Genomic DNA, 11,739 nt, shown 5'->3' on the forward strand with positions numbered 1-11,739 from the left:
GCGGCGCTGATCGCGCTGATGGAGGCGAATGGCGTCCCCGGCGGGCCGATCAACACCGTGGCCGAGGCGCTGGAGGAACCGCAGGTCCTGGCCCGCGGCCTGAAGATCGCGCCCGAGGGTCTGGCGGGGCTGCGCTCGCCGCTGCGCTTCTCGCGCAGCGCGCTGGCGCTGGACCGGGCCGCCCCGGCGCTCGGCACCGGCGACTGGGCCTTCGCCCCCCGGGACTGAGACCCGCCCCACAAGAAGAACCCCCGCGCCGGAGCTCCGACGCGGGGGTTTTTCTGTGCCCTTCAGGCGGCTGGATCACCCCGCCGCCTGGGCCTTCACCCGCCGTCTGGTCAGCGCGTTGCGCCAGAGGGACCAGCCGACCATGGCGATCATCAGCAGGTAGATCCCCCAGGTCAGCCCGGTCGACAGGAAGGCCGCCGGATCCCCTCGCGAAATCAGCAGGGTGCGGCGGAAATGCTCCTCCATCATCGGGCCCAGCACGAAGCCCAGAAGCAGCGGCGGCGCATCCAGCCGGAAGCTGCGCATCAGGTAGCCCAGCACCGCGCAGCCAGCCATGAGATAGAGGTCGCTCGGCATCAGCCGGACGCTGTAGACGCCGATGCAGCTGAAGACGACGATGGCGGGATAGAGGATCGAGTTGGGGATCCGCAGCATCTTTACCCACAGACCGATGAACGGCAGGTTCAGCACCAGCAGCATCAGGTTGCCGATCAGGAAGCTGACGATCAGGCCCCAGAAGATGTCCGGGTGCTGGGTGACGAAATTCGGCCCCGGGTCGATGCCGTGATAGATCAGCGCCACCAGCACGATGGCCATGGTCGAATCCCCCGGCACGCCCAGGCTCAGCGTCGGGATGAAGGCGGTCTGGATGGCGGCGTTATTGGCCGTCTCGGGCCCGGCGATGCCCTCGATCATGCCGGTGCCGAACTTCTCGGGCGTTTTCGAGGAATTGCGCTCGACCGCGTAGGACATGAAGGACGCCAGCAGGCTGCCCGCGCCGGGCAGGATGCCGAACAGGCAGCCGACCAGCCCGCCCCGGACCATCGAGGGGGTCGAGCGGCGCATGTCCTCGCGGGTGGGCAGCATCTCGCGCAGCGTGACCGAGATGACCGGCGGCGGGGCCTCACCCCGGCGCGAGAGATTGGCCAGAACCTCGGGCAGGCCGAACAGGCCGATGGCGATGGCCACGATCGGCACCCCGTCGAAGAGGGACGGCATACCGAAGGTATAGCGCTCGAGCCCGGTGTTGAGGTCGATGCCAATGAGCCCGATCAGGATGCCCAGCGCGGTCATCGCCATGGCCCGCGCCAGCCCGTAGGTGGCGAAGGCCGCGGCCGCCATGAGGCCCAGCACCATGACCGCCAGATATTCCTGCGAGCCGAAGTTGCGCGCCAGATTGGCCAGCGGCATCGACAGCACCGCCAGCACGATGGCCCCGCCGATGGAGCCGATGAACGAGGCGATGGTGGTGATGAAAAGCGCGACACCCGCCCGCCCCTGCTGCGCCATCGGATGACCATCGAGGCAGGTGACGGCCGTGTTCGCGGTGCCCGGCAGGTTCATCAGGATCGAGGTGGTCGAGCCGCCATAGGCCGCGCCGTAGAACACGCCCGACAGCATGATGAGCCCGATGGCCGGCGGGTAGCCGAAGGTGATCGGCATCAGCAGCGACACCGAGGCCAGCACCCCGATCCCCGGCAGCACGCCGATGATCGTGCCCAGTGTCACGCCGATGGCGCACATCAGCAGGCCCTGCCACGACAGCGCGACCTCGACGCCCTGGAGAAGTCCGTCCAGCATGATGATCCTACCCGAAAGCGTGCAATTGCTGGCCGAGGCCCAGCGCGAAGATGAGCCACGAGGCGAGCGGCAGCACCACCATCAGCGCCAGCGTGTGGCGCCAGTTGACGCTCTGGCCCGCCAGCGAGACGAAGAAGACGCAAAGCGCCACCGCCGCCAGCAGGCCGAGGCTCTGAATGGTCAGGGCGAAGGTGGCGATGGCTGCGACAAGGCCCAGCCCGGCCCGCAGCGCGCCCAGCGGAATCACCGCTGCCCGTCCCCTGCCCCAGAGCGATTCGGCCATCACCGCCAGCCCGCAGGTCAGCATCAGCCCCGACACGACGACCGGAAAGGCTCCGGCGCCGACGCGCATCATGCTGCCCATGCCATAGCCCAGCCCGGTCCAGAGCGCCCCGGCGCCGATCAGCGAAAGGACCCCGCCGATGACCAGACTGCCCTGAAAGATCTCGAATTTCGGTTCAGACACCAAACCCTCCCGTGCTGTGTCCTGCGCCCCGTGCGACAGGAGCGCGCGGAAGGCGGTTGCCGGGCAGCCTAATCGCAAAGATCCGATTATTCAACAATTGACATAAGTTTCGAAAGTAACCACTGTGCCGAAAATTACCCAGCTCAGGCCGGTTTGTCCGCGCCGCGCCGGGCATCGACGGCCGGGAGGAGAACAGGATGTCGAGCAGCACCGAAACACAGGTCATCATCTGCGGGGCGGGGCCCATCGGGATGACGCTGGCGCTGGACCTGGCGCGGCGGGGGATCCGCAGCACCGTGATCGAGCGGACCGACGGCCGGGTCGAGACGCCGAAGCTGGGCCTGGTCGGCATCCGCACGATGGAGATCTTCCGCCGCATGGGGCTGGCGGATTACGTGCGCGACACCGAATTCCGGCGCGATTTCGGCCTGTCGATGGTCTATTGCACCACCATCGCCCAGCATTTCCTGGGCCGCATCGACTACCCCTCCCTGCAGGACGAACCCTCGATTCCCGAAAGCCCCGAAACGAAATGGCGGTGCTCGCAGATCTTCCTCAATCCGATGCTTCAGGCCCGGGTCGAGGCCGAACCGCTGATCGACCTGCGGCTGAACACCAGCCTCGACGCTTTCGCCGATCATGGCGAGGGCGTCTCGGTCACCGTGACCGGGCCGGATGGCGCGCAAGCGGTGCTGTCCGGCGCCTATCTGGTCGGTTGCGACGGGGCGGGCAGCCGGGTGCGCCGGGCGCTCGACATCGGCATGACCGGCAAGCAGGAGCTGGATCATTCCGTCGCCGTCTTCTTCCGCTCCGCCGCGCTGGGGGGCGAGCACAAGATGGGCCATGCCGAACGCTATTACTTCCTCGGTGAAAACGGCTGGTGGGGCAACATCTCGGCCATGGACGGCTACGAGCTGTGGCGCCTGACCGTGCCGTCGAACAAGGACGGCGTGGACGAGGTGATCCGCGCCGCCGACGCCTGGGTGCGCAAGGCGCTGGGGACCGACGACATGCCGTTCGAGGTGATCTCGGCCCTGCCTTGGCGGCGGACGGAACTGACCGCCGACAGCTACGGAAGGGGCCGCGTCTGGCTCTGCGGCGACAGCGCGCACACGATGTCCCCGACCGGCGGGCTGGGCATGAACACCGGCATGGGCGATGTCGAGAACCTCGGCTGGAAACTGGCGGCGATGCTGCAGGGCTGGGGCGGGCCGTCGCTGCTGGCCAGCTACGAGGTCGAACGCCGCCCGATCGCCCAGCGCAATTCCAGCGCCTCGACCAAGAATTATTCGCAGCTGAAATCGGTGAAGGATTGCAAGGGCATCCTCGACGAGACGCCCGAGGGTGAAGCCGCCCGCGCCCGCGTGGGCGAGACGATCACCAAGGCGACCGAGACGGAATGGGAGACGCTGGGCATCCACCTGGGCTACCGCTACGAGGGTTCCCCGGTCATCGAGCCCGACGGGACCGAGGCCGACAGCGACGATTGGCGCTGGTACAAGCCCAGCGCCCGGCCCGGCCACCGGGCGCCGCATGCCTGGATCAGCGGCGCCGCGCGCGAGGGGCTGTCGACGCTCGACCTCTTCGGCGAGGGCTTCGTGCTCTTGCGCCTCGGCGCCACCCCGCCCGAGGGCGAGGCGCTGGCCCGCGCCGCGCGCGCCCGCAACCTGGGCCTGCGTTGCCACTGGCTGACCGATCCCGCCATCCGCTCGCTCTATGGCGCGGCGCTGGTGCTGGTGCGCCCGGACGGCCATGTCGCCTGGCGCGGCGACGCCTTGCCCGGCGATTGCGGCGCGCTGATCGCCCGCGTCATCGGCGCCTGAGAACACGGCGGCGGTCCCCGGGCCGCCGCCCCAAGCCCCGGCATCCCGCCGGGCACCAGAGGAGGAGAGACATGACCCGATTTGCGACCCTGACCAGCAGCCTGATCGCGGCAACCGCGCTGATGGCGCCGCTCGCCCTGCCCGCGCTGGCCGACACCTTCCCCGAACGCGACGTGACCATCGTCCTGCCCTTCCCGCCCGGCGGCGGCACCGATCAGGTGATGCGCGTCATCGCCGCCGAGGCCAGCCAGCAGATGGGTCATCAGCTGATCGTCGAGAACCGCCCCGGTGCCGGTGGCTCGATTGCGGCGATGTATGTGAAGAACGCCGCAGCGGACGGCTATACGCTGTTCTTCGGCAATGCCTCGACCCATGCCATCAACCCCTATCTGATGAACATCACCTACGACCCCGTCGCCGATTTCGCGCCGGTCACCGAGATCATGCTCTTCCCGCATGTGCTGGTCGTGCCGGGCGACAGCGAGATCCAGACGCTGGACGATCTGCTGGCGGCGGCGGCCGAGCGGCCGGGCGGGCTGAGCTTTGCCACGCAGGGCCTGGGGTCGGGCGGGCAATTGCTGGGCGAACAGCTGCGGCTCGCCACCGGCGCCGACATGGTCGCCGTGCCCTTCCAGGGCGGTGGGCCCGCGCTGCTGGAAACCTCGACCGGGCGGGTCGATTTCATGTTCTCGGGCTATGGGCCGACGCGCTCGTTCGTCAATGACGGGACGCTGCGGGTGATCGCCGTGACCGGCTCGGAACGGCTGCCCTTCCTGCCCAACGTGCCCTCGCTGGGGGAACTGGGTTATCCGCAGGTGAACAAGGAATTCTGGTTCGCGGTCTTCGCCCCGGCCGGCACGCCCGAGGATGTGGTGAACACCCTCTCGGGCATCTTCGCCCAGGCCGTCGCCACCCCGGCGGTGCAGGAAGTGCTCGACGCCAATGCGGCGACGGCGCGGGTCGGCGATCCGGCAGCACTGGCCGAACTGGTCGCCCGCGACCTGGAAGCGATGGAAGTGCTGACCCGCGAGGCTGGCATCGCCGCCAACTGAGGCACCGCTCCTGACAAAGACCAAGCCCCGCGCACCCGGCCGCGGGGCTTTTTCGTGTGCGGGTTCAGCCGTTGCGGGCCAGGATGGTCAGCGCCCGGTCCGAGGTGTCGCGGATATGCTTCTCGATCAGTTCGGCGGCCTTGTCGCCGTCGCGGGCGATGGTGGCCAGCATGATCTCGCGGTGTTCGTCGAACTTCTTGCGCCCCTGGCTTTCCGAGGCGTTCTTGGTGACGAAACGGTAGCGGTCGAGCTGGTCGAACATCATCGTCCTGAGCCTGAGCAGCCAATGCCCGGGACAGGCCGCGACCAGCGCCTCGTGGAACTCGCGGTGACGCTGCACCCATTCGGCGTGGCGCTCCATCCGGTCGGCCCAGGGCAGCCCCTCGATCAGGCTCAGCCGGTGGTGGACGGCGACGATATTGGCCTCCCAATCCTCGTCCCCTTCGGCGATGGCCTCGCGAATCGCCCGCTTCTCGAAGCTGATGAACAGGTCGGTGATCTCGACCAGTTCCTCGGCCGAGACGGGGGCCACCTTGAAGCCCTTGCCCGCCTCGACGGTGACGAAGCCTTCGGAGGCCAGCTGCGACAGCGCCTCGCGCAGGGTGCCGATGCCGACATCATAGCGCTTGGTCAGTTCGGCGAATTTCAACCGGGCCGAGGGTTTGAACTCGCTGCTGACGATATCCGAGCGCAGCCGGGTCAGGACATGGCCGCCGGTCGAGGCCTCGGCCTTTGCTGCCGCCGTCTTTGCCACCGCGCGCCCCGTTGCGGGCAGGGACCGTATTGTCATGCGTACCACCTCTAGCTTCGACCCGTTACCCGGTCCTGTCGCGCCCAAGAACCCGCCGGCGCTGGCGATCAACTTCTAGCATAGCGTGATTTTCGAAGAAAAAAAGAATTCTTGCATATACTCGACGATCCTTCGATCAACGTCGTATTTTCGAAAATATTTGAGTTATCGGAAACTGTGTGCTACCCCCGACCGCAGCAAGACGAGTCAGGGAGGTCTTCGTGACAGGCAAACGGCATCTCGGAATCTGGGAAGGATCGCTGCGCAGGGCCTCGCTGTCGCGCGCCGCCGCCCGGGCCGTGGCAGGGCTGGCGCCCGAGGGATTCAGCGTCGAAACGCTGCCCAATCCCGGCACGCTGCCGCTTTTCGATCAGGACGTGATGGATCAGGGCCTGCCCGAAAGTGTCACGGCGCTGCTGGCCGCCGTCACCCGCTGCGACGCGATCCTGATCGTCACCCCCGAATACAATTGGTCCGTCCCGGGCGCGCTGAAGAATGCCATCGACTGGGTGTCACGGGCCCAGCCGGTGCCGCTGGCGGGCAAGCCGGTGGCGATCTGGAGCGTCTCGCCCGGGCTTCTGGGCGGCGCCCGCGTGCATGAGAGCCTGCGCCACGTGCTGCATTCGCAGGACATGCGCATCATGGCCAAGCCCGAGGTGCAGATCGCCCAGGCCCGCGCCAAGCTCGATGTCGAGGCCGGACGCATCACCGATCCCCAGACCGAGGCCTTCCTGCGCGGCCATCTGGAGCAATTCCTGCGCTACAGCCGCTCGATGGCGCTGACCGAGGCCTGACGGCCCATCCGGCAAGGAAGGAGATCCCATGTCACATCCCGACCCGATCCCGACGATGCCCCGCAGCGTCCCCGGCTTGTTCCAGCGCGTCCTCGGCGGCGGGCTGGTGCTGACCTTGGGCGCGGTCATGCTGGTCATCGCCCGCGACTATCCGATGGGGCGCCTTTACGACATGGGGCCGGGCTTCGTCCCGGTCTGGACCGGCGTTGCGCTCTGCCTGATGGGGCTGGCGATCCTGATCGCCGACCTGCGCCCGCAGCCGGATCTGGCCATGCCCGGCCTGCACTGGCGGGGGCTGATCTTCGTCTCGGCCTCGATCCTGGCCTTCGCCGGGCTGATCCAGCCCGCGGGTCTGGTGCCGGCGATGTTCGCCGCCGTCGCCATCTCGAAATTCGGCGACAGCACCAACCGGGTGCTGCCGATCCTGATCTACGCGGCGCTCGCGGCGCTGGGCGGCTGGGCGCTGTTCCTGGTCGCGCTCGAACTGCCGATCCGCGCCTTCTGGAGGTAAACCATGCTCGAGCAATTCATGATGGGCCTGGGCGTGGTCATGCAGCCCTCGGTCCTGGTCTACGCGCTGGCGGGCGTGGTCATCGGCCAGCTGATCGGCGTGCTGCCGGGGATCGGCGCGATCACCGCCATCTCGCTGCTGCTGCCGATCACCTTCCACCTCGACGCCACCTCGTCGATCATCCTCTTGGCGGGCATCTATTACGGCTCGCAATACGGTGGCTCGATTGCCTCGATCCTGCTGAACCTGCCGGGCACGCCCTCATCGGTCGTCACCTGTCTTGAGGGCTACCCGATGGCGCAGAAGGGCCGGGCGGGGCTGGCGCTGTTCATCGCCGCCTTCTCGTCCTTCATCGGCGGCATGATCGGCGTGGCGCTGGTGGTGGCGGCGGCGATCCCCATGGCCTCGATCGCGCTGCGCTTTGGCGCCGCCGAATACGCCATGCTCGTGGTGCTGGGGCTGATCGCGGCCTCGCTGATCGGCACCGGCTCGCAGCTGCGCTCGTTCGCCATGGTGCTGGTCGGCATCGCGCTGGGCCTCGTCGGCGCCGACACGACCACGGGCTTCTACCGCTTCGTCGGCATGCCGGAACTGGCGGACGGCATCAGCCTGGTGTCGCTGGCCATGGGCCTTTTCGGCGTCAGCGAGATCATCCGCTCGGTCAATTCGGAGGCGCCGCGGCAGACAAAGATCGCCGTCTCGATGCGGGACATCCTGCCGACCCGCGCCGAATTCAAGGAAATCACCGGCCCGATCCTGCGCGGCGCGGGCATCGGCAGCTTCTTCGGCGCCCTGCCGGGGACCGGGGCCGCCATCGCCTCGTTCATGGCCTATGCCGTGGAAAAGCGCGTCTCGCGCAGGCCGGGCGAGTTCGGCACCGGCCACCTGCCGGGCATCGCCGCGCCCGAATCCTCGAACAACGCCGCGGCGCAGACCAGCTTCATCCCCACCCTGACGCTGGGCGTCCCGGGCGATGCGGTCATGGCCCTGATGATCGGCGCGCTGGTCCTCAACGGGGTGATCCCGGGGCCGCGGCTGATGGTCGACCAGCCGACGCTGTTCTGGGGTGTCATCGCCAGCTTCTTCATCGGCAACCTGATCCTGCTGCTGATCAACATCCCGCTGATCCGCCTCTGGGTCCTGCTGCTGCGCATCCCCTACCGCAAGCTCTATCCCGTCATCATCATCATGATCTGCGTCGGCGTCTATTCGCACCGCACGAGCGTGGTGGACGTGGTGCTGACGCTGGGCTTCGGGATCCTCGGCTATCTGCTGAAGAACGTCCGTTTCGAGCCCGCGCCGATCCTGCTGGGCTTCGTCCTGGGTCCGCTGTTCGAGGAAAACTTCCGCCGCGCCATGCTGCTGAACGGGGGCGATTTCACCGTCTTCGCCACCCGCCCGATCAGCGGCACGCTCCTGGCCTGCACCGTCGCGCTGCTGGTCTATTCGCTCGCCTCGGGCCTTGCCGCCCGCCGCCGCGCGCGCCGTGCCGCGACCCCGTCCTGACCCCACCTGCCGGGGGGAGGCCCGGCGCAACATCCCAACGGAGGAACCATGTTGAAAACCCTGTTCGCCGCCCTGCCGCTGGCCATGGCCCTGAGCCTGCCCGCCGCCGCGCAAAGCACCTATCCCGACCACACGATCCGCATCGTCCACGGCTTCGCCGCCGGCGGCAACGCGGATACCGTCTCGCGCATCATCGCCGACGCGCTGTCGCAGGACCTGGGCCAGCCGGTCGTGGTCGAGGCCCGTCCGGGCGCGGGCGGCACCGTCGCCTCGGGCTATGTCGCCCAGCAGGAGGCCGACGGCTACACGCTGCAATTGCTGGTCGGCGGTCACCCGGTCGCGGCCGCCCTCTACAATTCCCTGCCCTTCGATTCCCTCGAAGACTTCACCTTCATCTCGACCGTCGGACAGTTCCCGTTCTTCGTCGGCGCCCAGCACGGCCGCTTCGCCTCGATCCAGGAGGTCATCGACGCAGCCCGCGCCAACCCGCGCTCAATCCGCATCGGCCATGCCGGTGTCGGTTCCACCCAGCACCTGACCGGCGAATTGCTGGGGCTGGAGACCGGCGTGCAATTCCTGCACGTCCCCTATCAGGGCGGCGCCGCCGCGACGACGGCGCTGATGGGCGGCGAGATCGACCTGGTGATCGACGCGGGCACCGTGATCCTCGGCCAGGCCGACGCGGGCGTCTTCGACGCGCTGGCGGTGACCTCCGGCGCGCGCTGGGACGACCGTCCCGATGTGCCGACGCTGGCCGAGACCGTGGCGCCGGGCTTTGACGTGCTGTCCTGGACCGGCATCGGCGCCCCTGCCGGCCTGCCCGACGACATCGCCGAGACGCTGAACGCCGCCGTCAACCGCGCCCTGCAAGACGAGGGCGTGCGCGAGCGGATCCTGGCGCTGGGTGCGAGCCCCGCGGGCTCCACCGGCGAGGCGTTCCGCGCCATGGTCGAGCGGCAGATCGCCACCTGGACCCGGGTGATCGACGCCGCCGAGATCGAGCGCCGCTGAGCCCTCGCCCGGACCGGCTGCCCGCTCCCGTGGCCGGTCCACTCCCTGCTGCCCCGATGGACATGATGACCGAGACGACGCCCGAATCCCTCTATGCCAGCATGCTGCGCCAATCGCTCTGGGTCGTGACCACCCGCCCCGCCCGCGGCCCCGGCATTCAGGCGGTGCTGCCCGAGCATCTGGCCTATCAGGTGGCGCTGGAACGCGCGGGCACTCTCTTCGGCGCCGGACCGATCTTCGAGGAAGGCGACGCAGCGCCCCCCACCGGCGGCATGATCATCCTGCGCGCCGCCACCGAGGCCGAGGCGCGGCAGATCGCCGAGGCCGACCCGTTCCATGCCAAGGGCCTCAGGCAATTCACCCTGCACCGCTGGCTGCTGAACGAGGGGTCGATGACCCTCACCCTGCGCTATTCCGACCAGAGCCTCGTTCTGGGCTGAGCCCCCTTTCAGGAAAGTCCCCGATGTCCGACCCCAAACCCAACCTGATCGGCGGCGCCTGGCGCCCCGGCGAGGGCGCGCCCAATGTCAGCCCCTCCGACCTGTCGCTGACCCTGGGCGACTATGCCCGCGGCACCCGCGCCGATGCGCTCGACGCCGTTGCCGCCGCCAAAGCCGCCTTCCCCGCCTGGTCGCGCTCGGCGCCGCTCACCCGCCACGCCATCCTGCGCAAGGCCGCCGACGAGATCCTGGCCCGGCGCGAGGAACTGGGACGGCTTCTGTCCCTCGAAGAGGGCAAGACCCTGCCCGAAGGCATCGGGGAAGTGACCCGCGCCGGCCAGATCTTCGACTTCTTCGCCGGGGAATGCCTCCGGCTCTCGGGCGAGCTCCTGCCCTCGGTCCGCCCCGGCGTCGGCGTCGAGATCACCCGCGAGGCGGTCGGGGTCGTCGGCATCATCACGCCCTGGAACTTCCCCATCGCCATCCCCGCCTGGAAGATCGCGCCCGCGCTCTGCCACGGCAATACCGTGGTCTTCAAACCCGCCGATCTGGTCCCCGGCTCGGCCTGGGCGCTGGTCGATATCCTGCACCGCGCGGGCCTGCCCGAGGGCGTCCTCAATCTGGTCATGGGCCGCGGCTCGGTGGTCGGTCAGGCGATCGTCGAAAGCCCGGATGTGACGGCGCTGACCTTCACCGGCTCGCGCCAGACCGGCGAGGCGCTGGCCCTCGCCTCGGCCCGGCTGATGCGCAAGGTGCAGTTCGAAATGGGCGGCAAGAACCCATTCGTCGTGCTGAAGGACGCCGATCTCGGCGTCGCGGTCGAGGCGGTGGTCAACGGCTCGTTCTTCTCGACCGGCCAGCGCTGCACCGCCTCGTCGCGGATCATCGTCGAAGAGGCGGTCTACGCGCCCTTCCTCGCCGCGGTGAAAACCCGGCTCGAGGCGCTGACCACCGGCCACGCGCTGGAGACCGGCACCGATATCGGCCCGGTGGTCGATGAAAGCCAGCTCGCCCAGGACCTCGAATACATCGCCCAGGGCCAGAGCGAAGGCGCCCGCCTCGTCACCGGCGGCGACCGGGTGAGCCGGGCGACCGAGGGCTTCTTCCTCACCCCCGCCCTGTTCGCCGATTGCACCAACCAGATGCGCATCGCCCGGGAAGAGATCTTCGGCCCGGTGGCCGCGGTGATCCCGGTGAGGGACTATGACGAGGCGCTGAGCGTCGCCAATGACACGCCCTATGGCCTCTCGGCCGGGATCGCCACCACCAGCCTGAAACACGCCAGCCACTTCAAGCGCAACGCCGAGGCCGGGATGGTGATGGTCAACCTGCCCACCGCGGGGGTGGATTTCCACGTCCCCTTCGGCGGCACCAAGGGCTCCAGCCACGGCCCCCGCGAACAGGGCCGCTACGCCGCCGAGTTCTTCACCAGCGTCAAGACCGCCTACCAACAGCCCTGATTTCTTTGTTCCTCAAATATCCACGGGGATTTTCAAGGGGGGCGTGCCCCCCTTGAAGCAGGGGGTGCGGGGGGCGG

At 68.5% G+C, this 11,739-nt stretch carries 12 protein-coding genes; 9 read left to right on the forward strand and 3 right to left on the reverse strand.

The features are described 5' to 3' along the window. Positions 1–228 (forward strand): CoA transferase (locus tag VDQ18_RS19890; protein ID WP_323022643.1); only part of this gene is annotated, 228 nt, incomplete at its 5' end. Between the two features lie 75 nt (positions 229–303). On the opposite strand, the gene VDQ18_RS19895 is transcribed toward VDQ18_RS19890, so the two are convergent. Then, the gene (locus VDQ18_RS19895; RefSeq protein WP_323022644.1) at positions 304–1,809 is read right to left on the reverse strand and encodes a tripartite tricarboxylate transporter permease; all 1,506 of its coding nucleotides are present in this window, start codon (positions 1,807–1,809) and stop codon (positions 304–306) included. A gap of 7 nt (positions 1,810–1,816) precedes the next feature. Next, entirely contained in the window at positions 1,817–2,275 is a 459-nt protein-coding gene (locus VDQ18_RS19900) for a tripartite tricarboxylate transporter TctB family protein (RefSeq protein ID WP_323022645.1), read from the reverse strand. A gap of 197 nt (positions 2,276–2,472) precedes the next feature. Here VDQ18_RS19900 and VDQ18_RS19905 point away from each other — a divergent pair, with 197 nt between their 5' ends. Next, positions 2,473–4,098 carry an FAD-dependent monooxygenase gene (locus VDQ18_RS19905; RefSeq protein WP_323022646.1) on the forward strand — a complete coding sequence of 542 codons (1,626 nt, stop codon included), beginning with the start codon at positions 2,473–2,475 and terminating at the stop codon, positions 4,096–4,098. A 71-nt stretch (positions 4,099–4,169) separates the two neighbouring features. Further along, a complete protein-coding gene (locus tag VDQ18_RS19910) occupies positions 4,170–5,150 on the forward strand; it encodes a tripartite tricarboxylate transporter substrate binding protein (protein WP_323022647.1) in 981 nt (326 codons plus the stop codon). A 64-nt stretch (positions 5,151–5,214) separates the two neighbouring features. On the opposite strand, the gene VDQ18_RS19915 is transcribed toward VDQ18_RS19910, so the two are convergent. Continuing rightward, positions 5,215–5,940: an FCD domain-containing protein gene (locus tag VDQ18_RS19915; protein WP_323022648.1), complete on the reverse strand. Its 726-nt coding sequence runs from the start codon at positions 5,938–5,940 to the stop codon at positions 5,215–5,217. Positions 5,941–6,161: 221 nt separating this feature from the next. Between VDQ18_RS19915 and VDQ18_RS19920 the strand changes: the two genes are divergently transcribed. From VDQ18_RS19920 to VDQ18_RS19945, 6 genes are read left to right on the forward strand one after another with little or no spacing between them, the layout of a single operon-like run. Next, on the forward strand, positions 6,162–6,734 hold the full coding sequence (locus VDQ18_RS19920) for an NADPH-dependent FMN reductase (protein ID WP_323022649.1): 573 nt from the start codon (positions 6,162–6,164) through the stop codon (positions 6,732–6,734). A 28-nt stretch (positions 6,735–6,762) separates the two neighbouring features. Then, complete coding sequence (locus tag VDQ18_RS19925; RefSeq protein ID WP_323022650.1) at positions 6,763–7,245, forward strand: tripartite tricarboxylate transporter TctB family protein; 483 nt, start codon at positions 6,763–6,765, stop codon at positions 7,243–7,245. Between the two features lie 3 nt (positions 7,246–7,248). Continuing rightward, entirely contained in the window at positions 7,249–8,751 is a 1,503-nt protein-coding gene (locus tag VDQ18_RS19930; RefSeq protein ID WP_323022651.1) for a tripartite tricarboxylate transporter permease, read from the forward strand. Between the two features lie 48 nt (positions 8,752–8,799). Next, positions 8,800–9,762 (forward strand): Bug family tripartite tricarboxylate transporter substrate binding protein, encoded by a 963-nt coding sequence (locus VDQ18_RS19935; RefSeq protein WP_323022652.1) that lies wholly within the window; start codon positions 8,800–8,802, stop codon positions 9,760–9,762. Positions 9,763–9,818: 56 nt separating this feature from the next. Then, the gene (locus VDQ18_RS19940) at positions 9,819–10,202 is read left to right on the forward strand and encodes a YciI family protein (RefSeq protein WP_323022653.1); all 384 of its coding nucleotides are present in this window, start codon (positions 9,819–9,821) and stop codon (positions 10,200–10,202) included. Positions 10,203–10,225: 23 nt separating this feature from the next. Further along, complete coding sequence (locus VDQ18_RS19945) at positions 10,226–11,662, forward strand: aldehyde dehydrogenase family protein (RefSeq protein WP_323022654.1); 1,437 nt, start codon at positions 10,226–10,228, stop codon at positions 11,660–11,662. Positions 11,663–11,739 lie beyond the last annotated feature (77 nt).

It is taken from the genome of Pararhodobacter sp. (assembly GCF_034676075.1).
GTDB lineage: Bacteria > Pseudomonadota > Alphaproteobacteria > Rhodobacterales > Rhodobacteraceae > Pararhodobacter.